The 16,758-nt window shown below is 45.1% G+C and carries 17 protein-coding genes; 2 read left to right on the top strand and 15 right to left on the bottom strand.

Features of this window, described 5'->3' with window-relative positions:
- Positions 1-6 precede the first annotated feature (6 nt).
- The 3 genes from MKY19_RS05975 to MKY19_RS05965 all read right to left on the bottom strand — a co-directional run bounded on the left by MKY19_RS05975 (position 7) and on the right by MKY19_RS05965 (position 3,003).
- Positions 7-747, bottom strand: a complete 741-nt coding sequence (locus MKY19_RS05975; protein ID WP_042185555.1) for an SAF domain-containing protein — start codon at positions 745-747, stop codon at positions 7-9.
- Between the two features lie 180 nt (positions 748-927).
- A complete protein-coding gene (gene purU / locus MKY19_RS05970; protein ID WP_283910588.1) occupies positions 928-1,827 on the bottom strand; it encodes a formyltetrahydrofolate deformylase in 900 nt (299 codons plus the stop codon).
- Between the two features lie 66 nt (positions 1,828-1,893).
- Positions 1,894-3,003, bottom strand: a complete 1,110-nt coding sequence (locus MKY19_RS05965) for a deoxyribonuclease IV (RefSeq protein ID WP_339245635.1) — start codon at positions 3,001-3,003, stop codon at positions 1,894-1,896.
- A gap of 172 nt (positions 3,004-3,175) precedes the next feature.
- On the opposite strand from MKY19_RS05965, the gene MKY19_RS05960 reads away from it, so the two are divergent.
- Together MKY19_RS05960 and MKY19_RS05955 are read left to right on the top strand one after the other, a co-directional pair.
- A complete protein-coding gene (locus MKY19_RS05960; RefSeq protein WP_042124904.1) occupies positions 3,176-3,640 on the top strand; it encodes a DUF2621 domain-containing protein in 465 nt (154 codons plus the stop codon).
- Positions 3,641-3,680: 40 nt separating this feature from the next.
- Positions 3,681-4,586: a TIGR01777 family oxidoreductase gene (locus tag MKY19_RS05955; RefSeq protein ID WP_339801193.1), complete on the top strand. Its 906-nt coding sequence runs from the start codon at positions 3,681-3,683 to the stop codon at positions 4,584-4,586.
- Between the two features lie 28 nt (positions 4,587-4,614).
- Here the strand turns inward: MKY19_RS05955 and MKY19_RS05950 are convergent, their stop codons facing one another.
- The 12 genes from MKY19_RS05950 to MKY19_RS05895 all read right to left on the bottom strand — a co-directional run bounded on the left by MKY19_RS05950 (position 4,615) and on the right by MKY19_RS05895 (position 16,702).
- Complete coding sequence (locus tag MKY19_RS05950) at positions 4,615-6,270, bottom strand: DUF6382 domain-containing protein (RefSeq protein ID WP_339801190.1); 1,656 nt, start codon at positions 6,268-6,270, stop codon at positions 4,615-4,617.
- Positions 6,271-6,288: 18 nt separating this feature from the next.
- Positions 6,289-6,798, bottom strand: coding sequence for a prepilin peptidase (locus tag MKY19_RS05945; RefSeq protein WP_339801187.1), 510 nt, complete (start codon positions 6,796-6,798; stop codon positions 6,289-6,291).
- A gap of 24 nt (positions 6,799-6,822) precedes the next feature.
- Positions 6,823-7,815 (bottom strand): TadE family protein, encoded by a 993-nt coding sequence (locus tag MKY19_RS05940; protein WP_339801184.1) that lies wholly within the window; start codon positions 7,813-7,815, stop codon positions 6,823-6,825.
- Positions 7,816-7,833: 18 nt separating this feature from the next.
- Positions 7,834-10,092 (bottom strand): hypothetical protein, encoded by a 2,259-nt coding sequence (locus MKY19_RS05935; protein ID WP_339801181.1) that lies wholly within the window; start codon positions 10,090-10,092, stop codon positions 7,834-7,836.
- A gap of 60 nt (positions 10,093-10,152) precedes the next feature.
- On the bottom strand, positions 10,153-10,827 hold the full coding sequence (locus tag MKY19_RS05930) for a TadE family protein (RefSeq protein WP_339801178.1): 675 nt from the start codon (positions 10,825-10,827) through the stop codon (positions 10,153-10,155).
- Entirely contained in the window at positions 10,824-11,012 is a 189-nt protein-coding gene (locus MKY19_RS05925) for a Flp1 family type IVb pilin (RefSeq protein ID WP_042185540.1), read from the bottom strand. The genes MKY19_RS05930 and MKY19_RS05925 overlap by 4 nt, the downstream gene beginning before the upstream one ends.
- A gap of 13 nt (positions 11,013-11,025) precedes the next feature.
- The gene (locus MKY19_RS05920; RefSeq protein WP_156113061.1) at positions 11,026-11,898 is read right to left on the bottom strand and encodes a type II secretion system F family protein; all 873 of its coding nucleotides are present in this window, start codon (positions 11,896-11,898) and stop codon (positions 11,026-11,028) included.
- 13 nt (positions 11,899-11,911) lie between these two features.
- The gene (locus tag MKY19_RS05915; RefSeq protein ID WP_076284060.1) at positions 11,912-12,715 is read right to left on the bottom strand and encodes a type II secretion system F family protein; all 804 of its coding nucleotides are present in this window, start codon (positions 12,713-12,715) and stop codon (positions 11,912-11,914) included.
- A gap of 22 nt (positions 12,716-12,737) precedes the next feature.
- Complete coding sequence (locus tag MKY19_RS05910) at positions 12,738-13,979, bottom strand: CpaF family protein (protein WP_339801173.1); 1,242 nt, start codon at positions 13,977-13,979, stop codon at positions 12,738-12,740.
- Complete coding sequence (locus tag MKY19_RS05905) at positions 13,972-15,135, bottom strand: hypothetical protein (RefSeq protein WP_339801170.1); 1,164 nt, start codon at positions 15,133-15,135, stop codon at positions 13,972-13,974. The genes MKY19_RS05910 and MKY19_RS05905 overlap by 8 nt, the downstream gene beginning before the upstream one ends.
- Positions 15,136-15,322: 187 nt before the next feature.
- On the bottom strand, positions 15,323-15,757 hold the full coding sequence (locus tag MKY19_RS05900) for a DUF6526 family protein (RefSeq protein WP_339801166.1): 435 nt from the start codon (positions 15,755-15,757) through the stop codon (positions 15,323-15,325).
- Between the two features lie 36 nt (positions 15,758-15,793).
- Positions 15,794-16,702, bottom strand: a complete 909-nt coding sequence (locus MKY19_RS05895; protein WP_339801163.1) for a copper amine oxidase N-terminal domain-containing protein — start codon at positions 16,700-16,702, stop codon at positions 15,794-15,796.
- Between the last annotated feature and the right edge of the window lie 56 nt (positions 16,703-16,758).

Here is a 16,758-nt window from a genome sequence, read left to right as displayed (position 1 = left end):
TCCCTCCTACTCGACCCGTACGATCCACAGCTTTTTTCCCTGCTCCAAAAATTGTCCGAGCCGCTCGCCATCACTTTTCTTCAGCTTCAATTCTGGTGTCGCCACCTTGCCAGTCGAAGTGAACCGATTATTGTTGTTTCCCTTTTCTGAATCCAGCACATCATTATTGTCTTCTGTTCGCACATAATTCACGGTGACTCCAGATATAAACACCTCCTTTGCAGGTTCACTAATTGAGCTCTGCACGATCAGTTCCTCCTCTTCCTTCTTGTTTGGGCTAAGCGATTCACTCCGCCTCTCTCGGTCTCCATCAACAAGATAAATATCTACCTTATCCCGGCTGCGCAGTGAACCATTGATGGCATAGATCGCTTCCTTTGGTATAGGAAAAATCCCTTCATCCTTGAGGGGTTCTAAATCACTAACATCCACTAAGGATGCCGTCAAAATACTTCCGTTGGTCAGATTTACATTCGTAATTTTATGCTCCACTTGTGCGATTTCTGTAATTACACCCGAAGGTATATCCTTGGTCTGAACAGAATCCAGATATAAATCACTTGCTTTCAGCTCATAGTTTTTTGGAAGAAGCTCCCCGCCTTCCACCTTGATTTTGACCACAGTTCGGGATAGTACGTAGGGCTTGAAGTAGAGATCATAGCCCAGTAATCCCCCGACTCCAGTAATCAAAATGAGACTTGCGAAGAAATAATTGCGTTTCAACAGTTGCCTACGCTGTAAAGCCAAGCCTTCCACCTCCTCAAAAACACAGTTTTGAAAAACGACAAAAAGCAACTTGGCGTAAATAGCCAAGCTGCTGGTAAAATGCTTTTTTTACCTGTAGAGATTTAGAAAACTATTAGATTATAGGGTTCCGGTGAAAGCACTCAGGTTTATACCGTAGGCTTTCACCGGAAAACAACCTTTTTATTTAAATACTACAGTCTTATTTTGATGAACGAGGATCCGGTCTTCGATATGCCATTTCACAGCACGAGCCAGAACAACCCGCTCAATGGTGCGTCCAATCCGCTTCAGCTCGATAACATCATCACTGTGACTAACCCGCTGCACATCCTGTTCAATAATCGGACCACCATCAAGCTCTTCTGTAACATAGTGAGCAGTTGCTCCGATAATCTTTACCCCGCGTTGGTACGCTTGAGCGTAAGGATTACCGCCAATAAAGGCTGGCAGGAAGGAGTGATGAATATTAATAATTTGGTGGCGATAGTGCTCAATAAACGACGGTGAGATAATCTGCATATACCGAGCCAGAATTATAACATCAATGTCGTCTCCGATGACCTCAAGCTGACGTTTTTCCGCCTCAGCTTTAGTATCAGCTGTAACCGGAATATGGTGAAAAGGAATGCCGAAGGACTCGACATACGATTTCATATCCAAATGGTTGCTCACGACGAGAGCGATGTCGGCTTCTAGATCACCAGCTTGCCACTGCCAGAGTAGCTCCACAAGACAATGGTCTTCTTTAGAGACAAATATGGCTAATCTTTTCTTATGACGAACATTGAAAATTTTCCAGTTCATCTTGAAACGTTCAGCCACCCCGCCGAACAAAGAACGTATCTCTTCCAGACGATCTCCTAATTCGGGAAGGTCAAACTCAACTCTCATGAAGAACATTCCGCCATCTGGATCCATTGTGTACTGATCCGATTGCACAATATTCGCGCCATGCTGATACAGAAAGTGTGATACAGCCGCCACGATTCCCGGTCCGTCAGGACAAGAAATGAGCATACGCGCCCGGTTGGAATAAGACTCAACACCTGACGAATTGTTTCTTTTTACGTGTAATTCCATGATCCTCATCCCATCCTCTCATCTACATGTGCAATCTGAAGTCTAACTTATGCGTGGAACGAGCAATTACTTGCCTGCTAACCATGCAATCAAGCGATGATTAATGGCTTCCTCGCTCAATTGCGGGAACAGCTCGGCAGCGATGACTTCATCATATAGACGCTCCAGCGGTTCACGTGGATCAGCTTTTTTAGCCTTGGCATCGTTCTTCAGCATCTCCCAGACATTAAGCACAAATTGACGGGAATCGATCTCCTTATTAGCAAAAAACTCACGCAGTTTTTCAACATCCTCTAGAAACTCCGGTCCAAATCGTTCCGCTACGTTACCACGGAGCAAAGCAATCTCTACCTCATACATCGGACGCTGTTTCTTCGCATCTTTACCAACCCATGGCGTCTCAAGAATGAATGGCAGACCTGTCAATTTCTCATGATGGACGATTTTGTTAATCGTATCAAAACCGATCCAACCCGAACCAATTGGAGTGTGACGGTCTTTACCTGCTCCACATGGATTTTTGCTGTCATTGATATGGATAACCCCAAGACGATTCAAGCCGATAATCTCATCAAACTTGTTTAGAACGCCATCCAAATCATTAACGATATCATAGCCAGCATCATGAATGTGACAAGTATCAAGACATACGGACAAACGCTCGTTATGTTCAACCTTATCAATAATAGAAGCAATCTCCTCGAAGCTGCGCCCGATCTCTGTTCCTTTACCAGCCATAGTTTCTAGGGCGATATGAACTTCCGTTTCATTAGTTCCCCCAAGAACCTCATTAAGGCCATCTGCAATCCGCTGAATACCGTATTCTGCATCCTTATCAGTGAATGCACCTGGATGTAATACGATATGCTTGACCTCAAGCGCATGCGTACGGCGGATTTCCTCTTGTAAGAAATCAACGGCCAACTGATACGTGTTCTCTTTATAGGAAGCGAGATTAATAATGTAAGGTGCGTGGACGACAATCTCCTCCACACCGTTTTCTTTCATTGCTTGCTTTCCTTCAACCGGATACATGGCATCAATCGGCTTGCGGCGCGTGTTCTGTGGCGCTCCTGTATATATCATAAATGAGCTGGAACCATACTCATTTGCTTCATTTGCTGCGGTCAAAAGACCCTTGTCCGAGCAAGACACGTGTGAACCTATTTTCAGCATACTTCTTCCCTCTTTCCTTCACGAATTACCCCCTATTCTACCGTGATCAGAAAAATAAATCTAGACAAGGTCAATATGCTGGGTTCTGCTTCGCAAAACTTTGGAAATAAGCTATACTTTAATATGAGATTAAATTATGTGAGAATACTCATTGCCAAAAGGTGGTGTATGCATGTCTATCCAATCAGGACTTGGTTTATTATCCGCAACACCGAGCAATTGGTTCATGAACTCTATCGCTTTCTGGACATTTATGCTGCTGGGTTCCATGTGTATCGGCGGTTTTTTTATGTTCCGGAAATTCCTAAAGGTGTTGCCAAAAGCTGATGGAAAATCAAAGCTGGACTGGCAAAATTACTGGGTAGAACGCAGCCGTTCACTCTGGAGTGATGAATCAAAAGCTTTCTTAGACCAGCTTGTTCAGCCTGTGCCCAGCCCTTTTCGCGATATCGCCAAACATTCCATTGCTGCCGAGATCGGAAAGATCGCTGTGGAAAGTAATGCAAAAGAGGTTACTCGTGATCACTGCATTAAAGGTTACATAGTCGCCACACCACGGCGTGACAATCGTTTTCTCGTCAATTTTCTTGAAAAGAATAAAATCGACTACTCTGCTTACCAGCATTTGTTCAAGTGATTGATAATCTGATGTTGTGTTCAGAACGGAGGCCAACCTTATGAAATATGTAATATGTGGCGGCACCGGTTTCATTGGCAGTGAACTAACAAAATACTGGCTACAGGCAGGAAATGAAATTGCAATCGTCGGTCGCAATCTACCTAAAGCTGCGCCATATCATCCTAAGCTGAGTTACCACACATGGGACAGCCTACACGCTGATTCAACACCCGTGGAAAATGCGGACGCTTTGGTCAATCTTGCTGGAGCCTCTCTCAGCCAACGTTGGAGTCAGAGCGGCAAAAAGGCAATTATGCAATCCCGTCTTTGGGCCGTTTCCGCTGCTGCTAAGCTACTCGCCCGTTTGAAACACAAACCTTCTGTAGTCATTCAAGCGTCAGCTGTGGCTATTTACGGAACCTCCTTGCAAGATACCTTTAATGAATCATCGCCAGCCCATGTCATGGACTTCCCTTCTGACGTGGTTAAGACATGGGAAGAAGCTTCTGATGAAGTATACAAGAATATCCGTATGATCAAGTTGCGTACTGGGGTTGTGCTCGGTAACCGAAACGGAGCATTCCCCAAGATGAAGCTTCCCTATTTACTGGGCTTTGGTGGTAACATCGGCGCGGGAAACCAGTGGGTATCCTGGATTCACCTGACCGATATCGTTCGTCTGATCGATTTTTGTATTCAAAATCCCACCATCTACGGACCTGTTAATGCGACTGCGCCACACCCGGTTACGAACGAAGAGTTCGGTAGAACGATTGGAAAAGTATACAACCGGCCGCATTGGTTCCCACTGCCCGCCATCCTGTTAAAAACAGCAGTAGGTGAATTGTCTGAGATCTTACTCAAAGGACAACGCGTCCTTCCATCGGCGGCATTAGAGCAGGGCTTTAACTTTACCTTCCCTACACTTCAAATCGCTTTAGAAGATTTGAAAAGCCAAAAATAGCAGAATCAACACTCTTTACTTGCACTCTTCATCCCATGTGGAATGTGTAACTTCCTTTTACAATCTTGAATACGGTCCCCTCTGACAGCGGGTACTCTTTGTAAGGGATCATGGCTTCGCCTTGAAAAAGCGTTCCATTTCTGGAGTCGAGATCCTTTAGTACGTATCCGCCAGGGCTCCTAGATATCTCTGCATGTACTCTAGAAGCTCCTTCCGATCTTTCTACATACTGAGCTACTTCTGCCGATCGGCCAATGATAAAGCTAGTTCGGTTTAACGCTATGGTTTCCGACTCTGCCTCTTCCTCATCGCTTCTTTTGAGATAAGGAACATTTCGAGCTAGCTTCTCATTTCGTTTGCCTTGCTCAGGTGTTTCCTCCCGTGATAATAAAGCGGTTGGGGCTATTGGACCTGGTGGTATTACAGAACTATCCTCCTCTTTCCTTGATTCAGATCGCACAGACGGAATGTTAGATAAACGGTCGGATGGATGCTGATCTCCCTTTGGAATCGATGCTGCTGGACGCACAGGGGTCACAGGATTCCTACCGAAATCCCACTCCAGTTCTCTTCGATTCGGACTCCGGTTTGTATCTTCAGAATCCTCACTCGTATGTTCCTTTTCTTCGTCACTTCCAAACCTAATCCTTTCGCTCCATACCATCCAGCTAAAAGCAGCCAAGGCAATCGTTGCGATCCCACAAACGGCTAGCCATAACGGTTTTGGGTTATTCAAATATAGGAATTTCCATAATAATGCATCACCCAATAAGCAACCTAGAATAATATAGGTTCTTGAGCTTGAGGGTTGTGAATTCGTCAACTTATTATCGTCTGTAGACCGAAGAGACCTTTCCTCTTCTTTCACCCTAAGATTCGGACTGGAATAGCTATTTAACCACGGACCTGAATTCTGCTGCGTACGCAGACCCTTATCCTCGTTCCGCTCACTCATTTTTTTCTGGGGAGCAGGTACCTCATTCACAAACAGTTCCCTTACTCTCTCTTGCATTCGTCTTTCAGGCTCTGCCGGACGTACTTCTGTCAACTTAGGAGATGTGTATGCCATTTCTGCGTTACTACTGAATTGTCCTCTACAAGAGTCGCCCTCTGTCAACAGCTCTGAGAGAAGACCCTTTAAGCCCGCTGGTGTAAATTCTTCTTCCCCACAGTATTGCAGTACTCTTTGAACACCACTCCCAGTAAGCTCTGTGATAGAAGCCATCATCACCATGATCAGCGATTTGAGGGACTCTCCCAGCCTAGAAGCAGGCTCATTCCCCTGAACAGGGATATAGGTGAGATATACCTTACCACTCTGCAATGATCCTTCAATAAAAATATAATCTTCATGCAAAGCATACTGATCCGCCCGAAGCATATATAACCTGCCATCTTCCATCCCTTGCGCAATTTGCAGAAGTAATCCAAAAAATGAGGTCATGCTCAACTTCTCACTTTTGAGCAAATGACTGAGCATTTTTTTACGCAGAACAGCATATTCCATCGTAACCTTTAAATCAATTTCCCTAAGCAACAACCTTAAATGATGAGGAATATCAGTGTTCATCAGCATACGAGCTTGAACCATATTAAGCTTACCCACCGGCATCCCTTCTGCTTCGCCAAGCATCATATATATACCGTCCTGCTGCATAAAGTCACGGGATAATCCGTACAACAAGCATCACCACCTCCTATTTTAAAAATAAAGATAAGCGCAAATGGTACCAGGGACTACAGCCAGCATGAAGGGAAATCTCAACAGCTCACTATCTTTATTTCTTAATAGGAATGAACTCTTCAATAATATGAATCCGGAAATTGTGTTAAATATCCTGCGCGTACGCCTGCCTGTCTCCCGTCTCTTTAAGACAATTAGCCAGCCTATCAAGGCCCCAAACAGTACGGAGTACATCACGACCTGCAATGTAAATAGCATTCCTGTCCACGCCCCAATCCCGGCAAAAAGCTTAACATCCCCTGCACCAACCGCCCCTATCAAATGCATAATTAGAAGCACTGCAAATCCTGCAGCGGCACCCACACCAGCCTTAAGCAGTCCATCCCAGCCGTTCATCAGCGCTTGAGCAAGCATACCAGCAAGCAAGCCTGAGACAGTGATCCAGTTTGGTATTCTCATCGACTTTATATCCGTAATAAATGCAGCTACCAGAAACGGCAGACATCCCCAGAAGGCCCACTCCGCCATGGATTTCACTCCTTTCCCCTTCACTCATTTCACTACTGTGAACATCACCTCAATAGATCTACCGTCATCGAGCTGAATTACAAATGGCCACGAGCCCGGTGTGGTATTCACACCAATTTTCCACTCCCACTCGATATATCCGTCCGCATCCGCTTGTTTCCAGCCTAAATATTTAGCAGTGCTTCCCCCGCTTTTATAAAAAACGGATAAGCTAGCGGAAGCATTCGGCGAAATTTTAGCACGAACTTTGCCTTGCTTATTGGCTACAGCTGGATTCGGTTTCTCCAAAATCTTAATAAAATCCTCTGGTTGACCAGTGCCGTCATTGCCCTTATTTGTACCCTCTCCTGTATCCCCGATCCAAAGACGTTCAACAGCACTTGCCTCAAGTACAATGCGTTGGTTTAGAAAGGGAACCTTCATCGGCAGCTCATAGCTAACCACCAATCCAAAGTAAGGTCGGGTACCCTTCTTTAACTCAGGCACGATAATGTTGGATACATGAATTCGATCATAATCCAGTAAGTCTGATGACAGATACGGCTTTAATAGGGGTTTTATCGCTAGATCCAGTACACTTTCTGAGGTCTCAGCCTGTAGCTTCTGCAGAGGTCCCTCGCCCTTCTCTAAAGCTGACATGACCCACTCATTCAGCGGCTTAGGTAATGACATTGCATAACTACTGCCCCAATCTGTAAGTGACAAGCGAGGAATCGTCCAATTCGATTCGGCTTGATTGCCAGCGGATAGGTCGGTGCCATCCTTCACTGGATTAGCGCCAGCTTCGCTTGTTGCTCCCCATTTCTGCACAGCCAAAGCTGCCGGGTACATATGCGTTGAAATAGATTTCACAGTATCAGATGCTGTGCTTTGTAAGGCTGTTGAATACAAGGTCATCTGTACGATAGAAATTAGGAACAAAACAAACAGTAGGAAGATCGGAAGTACCATCGCCGCTTCTACTACCATGCTGCCTTCTTCCTGCGTCTTCCTCCTAATCCGGTACCCGTCCCCCATATCCTTACCAACCTCCTGCTAGTATGAAAAATCAGCCTGCACTGCTCTCATATATGTACTGCCTTGCACTTCTCCAGAATACCCAGCGCTATAATCCAATAGCTTCACAACACCCGGTAGAAACCATAGTCGCATTCCAAGCTTAATATTCGATGAGACATACGTACTTCTTTCATCTGGATTTATTCCTGTGTTCAGTCGAATGAGAGCCAGCATCCGAGATAATTGAACATTCCCGCCTCCATGCAGCATCATGAACAGACGCAAATGATCACGATAAGTCAGCTGGGCCGGTAAATATTTAGACAGTGGTATGGAATCTTTCTCACAGAGTAGCAGCATGTCCTGAATAGCTTGCTGGATCCCATACAACAGTGCTGCGGCCAGAACAGCCAATGGGTTTCCTAAACTTGCCTTCTCAATAAAACCTTCCATCGTTCGAATAGACAACCGCATGGAAAATATTTCAGCATACGCTGCGGCTACATTTCCAGCGGGATTATGAAATCCATAAAGAATGTATTCCAGCTCTTGCGCTTGAGGATTAAGCTGGTCTGTAAGTTCGGCTGTGCCCTCAGAACCTTGTGCTAGAATAGCTAACTTGGAAACATCAAAATGTTGAAAATAGAGAGCAGAATACTCCGTTTGAAAAAGTCTATCTCTAGCCCCTCCCATAATGCCACCCATCGCTGCATAGATTCCGTCCATATCCTCCATCGCCGAACTCCCAGCAGTATACGGGTTAGTGCTTACTTCAGATTTAACAAGTGGATCTGATACTAATTCCTTATTAAAAGCAACATTCTCCTCGTAATATTGACGAAGTGTTTGATAGCTTTTCAGAGAATCTGTCACTCCGTTATCCATCATTCGAATCTTATCAAGTAACGCTTTCGCTTCACCCAGCTTCGATTTTGCTTCTCTCTCCAATTGCTTACGCTCTTTATCCGAGCTACGGTGCTGTTCGATTAAAGCCAAATCACTAACGATAATACTTCCCTTCTTACCGTAATTCTGTAGATAGTTATTCACTACGCGTGAAGCTTCAAGAACAGAAGAGATCATTTGATAGGAGTCACCATATTCACTCAAAGCTTCATACAGCACACCCGACATTCCTGTTACGATAGGTTCAATGGGCTCGTAAGAACTTTGCTGCATAGATATACTATTCTCCATCTGACTTAGATCAGTTGAGGAGAGAATCAGTGCATCTTCCTGCTCACGCAGCTTTTTAAGCGGGTCTGAGCTTATCTCTCCTGAGCTCGCCGGAATATCCCAGTCATTAGCAGGATCATTTGATAGATCCACCCCCTCCATTCGTGACTGTTCCAATATATTTCTCATCTCGTCATTCAATTGCTCTGCCTTCTTTAACGCTTCATTCGCTCCCTCCATTGATCTTTCATGGTCTTCACGAAAAGCTGTTAATAAGGCAGGAAGCCGCGATAACATTTCAGTAGTTCGACTCCGGTATAGAGACAATTGATAAGTGTACTTTGCAGGCTTTTTACTATCACGATAAAGATCATCGTAATATTTCCCAAGATAGTCACTATACTGTGCGGGAATATCCGCCGCCGATTGCATACTTCCGAGTGAACTGGCAGAAATGGACTCTGCAGGCGGATTCATAATCCATTGAAGTAACCTTCTTCCACTCTCTGCAGCCTGGCTTCTCTGCTCTAACATAAGATCCAAAGCCTCTTCTCGCTCGTCATATAACGGCTGCAGCTTACTAAGTAGTTCAGTAGCCCGTGAGGCCTCTGCCATTACTCCTGACATCGGCTTGAATTTACCTGCCAATTCCAAAGCAAAATCCACCGGAGCCTTATACTTCATTTCCTCCAGTATTTGTCGACTCACAACATCATAGCTACCCACCGGCCTGCTCCATTTCAAAGATGACGATTCCAAAGCGAAGGGTACAAGATTGAACGCGTCACTCCTACTACTTTTATGCATATTATCATTGAGTACCTGAGACAGCAGCATATCCCCGTCACTCTCTCCAAAGGCGAATAAACCATACTTTTCTCGTAGCTCAACATCGTAAGATGACATTACAGAGCGAATGCTAGCCCTCGCTAAACGTTCCTCCTGAACATTGAAGGCAGCAATCCGCGCATAGTCAATCAGCACAGCGGTAAATAAAAAGACGAAAGCCAGTACCATAATTAGAAAAATTGAGACAGAACCTTCCGTTTTGCCCTTACCCTGCCTCTGTTTCTTTCGACTCTTACCGCTAACAAGGCAACTGGTAAAGATGCTCCTCATCAAAACCTCCCTCCTTATCCCTACCTTCAATAGATACAAGATCTACTAGCAAGGAAATATTCACTTATCCTGAAGCTTGGTCATCATCGCGGATGCATCCTTCTTCTCCATGTGGACTCCAGACCCACTAGTACCCTCTAAGCCTCCCTTAAACTTAGCCCCGAAGTAACGCATCAGGTCGACCGTACGGATAAACTCAACAGGCTCAGCGATGATAGATTGAGTTTTTACAGTTGGCTTTGCCTTATCAGACAAAACTTCATCAAGTACAGGTAAGTGCAGTAGACGATTTAATTCAGCACTTACTTTCCGTCCTGCAAGTGAATATGCGTAGTTCAAATTTCCCGGCATATTATTCGGAATCATAGAGGACGAATGTCTGAGTTTAAGCACTGGTAGATCACTTTCCTCTGACACTTCACCAGGTAGCTCTATTGTCGCGCCATCACTTCCAGCTTCTCCGCCGAATAAAGAGGCTAGTAAAGCATCGTCTCCAATTCTCCAATAAAGGGAGTCATACTCACCTGCAGCATATGAGCCAGAAACCTCTTTGTGGCTGTTGTCCCAATTGTAAGCCGCACGCTCAGTAGCCCCTGAGGCCACTTGCAGGAGCATAGATTTCTGGTAGCTATACAAACAGAAAAACAGAAGAAGCATTGTAATACACATGACCATTGGTAGTAGAATTGAAGCTTCAATAGTAAAGCTGCCTCGATCGTCCTTAAGCTTATTCACTCGAATACTTCCTGGCTCTTTTCTCCTGCAGTTTTAATCAAAGCCTCCACTACTTCCTGAATTTTGTCCTTAAACAAAAGAACGACCGCAATCAGCACTGCAATAATCAGAATCATTTCCAGTGTCCCCAGGCCTTCCTCGTCCTTCCAAAAATTCTTCACGCTACCCAACATTGTCGTCATCATTAGTTTCACCCTCCTACATTTTTAACATCATGAATGCTGGCGTTCCCACCAGTACAATTACTATTAAAAAGATAACTACCATCGGAAAGACTAGTTTAGAGGAAGCTTGCTCCCCTCGCGTTCGGCTGATAGCTTTCCGTTTATCCCACAGCATCCGCGAGAGATCGCGTAGCGATAACACAAAATCCGCTCCACCTCTGCGATAATTCAGAAGAACCGTCGTCGTGAACAACGATACCTCCTGCACTGCACATCTCTTGCTAAAATTCTCGAATGCCTGCTGAAATGAATACCCTCCTTCCCATTCACTGGTCATGATCCTAAGCTCCTTATACAATGGGTGATTAACATCACCTCGATGGCTCTCCACACAGCGGATAATCGCCCGTTGCACAGTCTCACCTGCTCCTACCAGCAATACAATGCTGTTCAGAAGTTCTGGTAGCTCGAGCATAATATTCTGCTCTCTCACCCTCACCTTTTTATGTAAATCACTCACCATAGCAGCTGGTAGAGCTACCGCCAAGAAAAAACCTAGAATCAGACCTGTCTGATCGCCGCTAAAGCCTGTGATCAAACTTCCACCCACAAGAAGCAACCAACTGTAGCTAAGCATCTCACCCATGAACAACAGGGTTCGTTCTGCACTGTAACGCATCCCATAACTTCGCTGCAGGGAACGTTGAATCCTGAACATCAATGATGGAAAACGACTGACAATGCCGGTTTTCTCAATGAGCAGCAACAGCGGTTCACCCAGCTTCCGAAGTCGTAATCCTTCCATAGGAAGTTCTCTTAATCCGTCATATCTTTTTCCGCATTTAATTCGTAACAGAGCCCAGACAACAAGTAAAAATATAGTGACTACTGCACATAGCCATCGCATGATTTCTTCCCCTTCACAGCGGAATGTCCATTATTTTAGTAGTCCAGAGATAACATAAAAACAAAGCTACTAATGCAAGCGTCGATATGGCTATACCCGCTCCTGTGTACATGGGCTGCATATAGTCTCCTGCAGTCAAACTCATAAAGATCACCATAATTAGTGGAGATATTAACAGCGCTTTCGCTTCGAATTTCTTCTGTGAAATGCTTACAGTAATATCTTGCTGAATATCCAGCTTCTCTCCAATAATCGTAGACGTACGGCGCACTACTTCTACCAGATCACCGCCTGTACGTTTACATACAGTGAACACGTCAGCGAACCGCTCAATATCTTCCATTCCTGCTCTTTCACTGAAATCCCGAAGCGCTTCCTCCACTGGCTGACCGTATTCCATGCGCGTACAGATAATATTTAGCTCCGAGATCATATCGCCGCCCCCCTCCGGGTCCAGCATACGTAAGTCTTGGACCGCTTCCCGGAAAGCATTCTCGACCGATCGCCCTGCTGAGAGTGAGGAAGACAATGAAAATAACGTCTGTTTAAACTGTAAATTAAGCATACTCCGGCGTCTTTTCAGCAAATAATTACGCAGCATACGAGGTGCATACAGCCCACCTGGCATAAGTAGTAACGACAGTATCCAATGATGATAAAAAAGATATCCCACTCCAAACAGCAGCAAACCACCTACTGCAATAGCCAGAGTTTTCTGTATCAAGGTCAACTCGTATACCGTATAATCCGGCAATAATGAATGGCCTCTGGAATCAGCTTTCTTAGGCTTTTCAGCAGCAAACTTAATCTTAAACATTACCTCTTCCCCCTTTTAGAATTCAGAATCCAGCCTGTGATAACGGATAGGAGGTTACACCAGCCATTCTAAGCTTTGCTGTATGCATAAGCGGGTTTGCGCAAGAAACCAGCCCTCCTTGTACCCGGCCCTCTCGTTCACCGGACTCTCGAAATTCATATAGAGGGTTCAAGACCACTTCACCATCTTTCAGGCCTGCAACCTCACAAATCTCCATCACTCGCCTAGAACGATCACGGAGCCTGGATAAGTGTACGAATATATCAATCGCCGATGAGATTTGCTGACGAACAACCGTTACCGGTAGGTCCGCAGCACTTAACACCATCGTCTCCAGTCGACTGACCATATCGTGCGCGCTGTTAGAGTGACCCGTTGATAACGAACCATCGTGTCCAGTGTTCATCGCCTGTAGCATATCGAGGCATTCCGCTCCCCGTACCTCACCCACAACAATTCGATTGGGTCTCATCCGCAGCGAAGAACGAATCAAATCTCGAATAGAAATCTCCCCTCTACCTTCCGTATTCGCGTTCCTAGTCTCCAGGGAAACAAGATTTGGCACCGTTACAATCTGTAGCTCAGCAGAATCTTCTATTGTGATGACCCTCTCCTGTGAAGGGATAAACTGAGATAACGCATTTAGAAAGGTGGTCTTCCCCGAGCCCGTTCCCCCGCTTATAAAAATGTTGTATTTAGCAGCTACTAAGATTTGCAGTAGCTCTGCTGCTTCCAGGCTTAAAGCTTCACGGCTCACCAATTCATTCATCGTCATCGGCTTCTCCGGGAATTTACGTATGGTCATCGCTGGTCCTTTCAGCGAGACTGGCGGAAGTACAATGTTCACGCGGGATCCATCCTTCAACCGGGCATCAACGATAGGAGAGGAGTCATTTACTACTCTGTTAACACCGGATACTACCGTTTGGATAATGTCCTCCAGCCTGCTACTGGACTCAAATTCCAAAGGAAGACGACGAATCTGACCCTCCTCTTCTATAAAAATCTCAGTATGACTATTGATCATAATCTCCGTGATCGCCGGATTATCCACTAATGGCTGAAGCACATCCAATCCTCGGAAGGAGTCAAATAGTCTCTTAACTAACTCATGCTTCTCCTGTGCTGTTAAGTAACGGAGGCTTTCACTTTCTAGAATCGTTCGTTCGATAAACCCAGTAAGTTCACGGTTTCCTACTGCAGAAGTCACATCAAGCCCTGCACGAATCTCACTACGCAGCGCCCTGAACATCTCCTCATTCATGGATATTCTTCCCTGTAAAAACTAATGGGAGTGCTGGCTCTACAATCCGCTTGCACAACTGCATGATCTCCTGCTGAAATTGTGGAGAGTTCAAAAAGAGCTCCTCACGGTGTTGCAGCGTCCATGATGGGATAAAGGGACATACGCCTTCAATGATAATTCCTTCAGGAGGCACCCACTCTTCCAAACGATCCACTGCAAAATTCACTACAAATTTACTCTTCTCCATCACATAGGGGGGCATGCCAGAGTTAGGAGCGGTGCAATGCGACAACCATCTCATAGTCTTATACATGCTTACATCATCATTTTTCAGGACCCAAAGTAGAATCCCACTTCGCTGCAGCACAGCTTTCGCACGCTCTTCCTCGATGCTGCCGGTGTCCACAATAACAACATCAAAGTTTCTCTCCGCAACCAGCCGCTCTAACAAATCCAGCGTATCTTGCAAAGTCATCTGCAGCATTTCCTTCACATTAATAACTGGTCTGAAAGCAGCAGTTCGGAGGTGATCATATCTAATGAAGTATTGTCCTAATTCGATCGTATCCGCTTCAGCCTTGTCTCGATTGGCCTTTATTTCATACAGCAGCCTCTCTAGTCCAGGCGTATAACCTACAGGGATTCTGAGAAACAACCCACTGCTGTCTACACTCTCAAGGTTCAGATAGAACACCGAAAGGCCCATTTCACCAAGCTGCTTCGCCATATTCAATGCTATCGTTGTTTTGCCCATGTTGCCGCTGGCAGAGACAACCCCCAGCAACAGCGTTTCATCTAGTACAGAAGATCCTCTACCTCTTTGAACTTCACATAACTGGAGAAATGCCCCAAGGAGGGAAGGAAGCGCCTGATATTTGGCAATCATCACTCCCCCTCCCAGACTTTTAGCACTCTTACCGAGATAACCTCCATCCTCACTCAAAACTGCCCATGGAACCGTGCTTTTCCCCTCTACTAGCCAAGCCTCGATAAAAGAAGATTCCCCCACAACAGCATCCGGGATGTCCTCTCCCCTCATAAATTCGATAAAAGCATCCATTCGGCTAAAAGCCGTAATACGCAGTATTTCTCCGTACTCGCTGTGATGAAGATAGTGCAGTAATGGTTCAATATATTGACTTTCACGCACTGCGAGCACAATCCATGCCGCCATAAAACCACGCTCCTTTCGATAAGAAGAAATCCATTATTTCCTCAAAAAAAGACAGCAAAAAAAGCACCGACAATAACCGTGGATACGGTAATTGAACGGTGCTTCCGTTACTATTCCTTTAATTTACAGCTATAGTAGCATATATATAAGAAGGCAGCAATAAGTTTTTTCGCACACTAGCTGGATACTATACTCTCATCTTATCTTCGCGCCAGTTCTTAATGGCAGAGCGAATATCGGCAGGGTTGAGCTTCTCCTTCACCGCCCGCTGACACAGTGCTGAAAACTCATCATCACCCGCATAACGTAGCGCTATAATTTGGGCTATTTCAAGCTCTGGGCTCAAAGCTTCGCCTGTCAGACGGAAATAGCGAAACTGCTCTTCCACCCTCACCACGCGGTCCTGATTTTTTGTCGCATATATACGAATTCTTGTAATCGCAAAAAGTAAGCATAAGGACATACCGAATAACAGCAATGGCACCGTTAAAGCACCATCATCACGTATCTCTTGAACAGCATAAATCGCCGACCACACAAACAAAATTAGCGCAAGCGGCATTGTCACAAAATGAAAAGGCCAATCAAAACGCATAAATCCCTTGGGCTTGCCTTTATTCATAATTCATCTCCATATTTTATATGACTTGTAGAGCGCTTAAAGCTTCGTCTCGCCGGGAATAGCCACGATAAAGGGCTTGTTGTTCTCCCAGTTCAGCGACTTCCCTGATACTTTAGTCGTTCCATCCGCATTAACGATTCCGCAAATAATCTGACTTCCCCATACACTCGTATAATAATAGGCATAGGATGGGGCTAAAACAGGGGCTTTACCATATTCCTTTGCAATGGGGTGTCCGAATATCGCGGTAAAATCTTTTTTATCAGCCTCTTTCGAATTGTCCAAATCTGCTTCCCATACGACTGTTCTAATGTTGTCTTTAATCTCATAATACGATACAAAATGCCCATAGATTATGAAATATCCATCAGATCTGCCTTCAGGAAAATAATACGACATAGACAACGCTTCATTATCACCCGTTAATTGGGACGGTTCTCTTTCTTCAACCGGGAAATGTAAAGCAGCAATGCGGGAAACTACCAAGTCCCTACTATTATAATTCTGCACAAGCTTCGCATTTGCACGTTCCTGAACCCAGACAGTATTCGTAGTAGCATCTACCGTTACTCTTGCTCCAAGAGCTTCCGCAATAAATCTCAGCGGCACCGTAACTCTTCCATCCATGATGCTAGCAGGTGCATCCAGTTGTACAGATTCGGAGTTCTTCCACGCCGTTCGAGAACCCACAGCAAGCTTAATCTTCACGGAGTCTCTAACGATCGTTACTTGCTTTGTACGGGCTTCCCACTGAATAGAAGTATTCTTGAAGCTCTCAAAAGCCTTCAGCGGAACCATCGTCTGTCCAGAGACGATTTGCACGCCGTAATTCACGTTCGAATTATTCACCATTACCTTGAGCTTAGCATCTGCGGATACCGTTCCCATCGTACCTAAAGAAGCTAGCATAACTATTAATAGATAAAGTCCTGCCTTTCGCAACATCCCTTCACCCCTCGCTAAACGTCCTTAACTATACCAAATTATGGTTACATTATAAC

The sequence above is a fragment of the Paenibacillus sp. FSL R5-0744 genome (assembly GCF_037972555.1).
Lineage (GTDB): Bacteria > Bacillota > Bacilli > Paenibacillales > Paenibacillaceae > Paenibacillus_AQ.
This window is presented reverse-complemented; position numbering and strand designations above follow the sequence as displayed.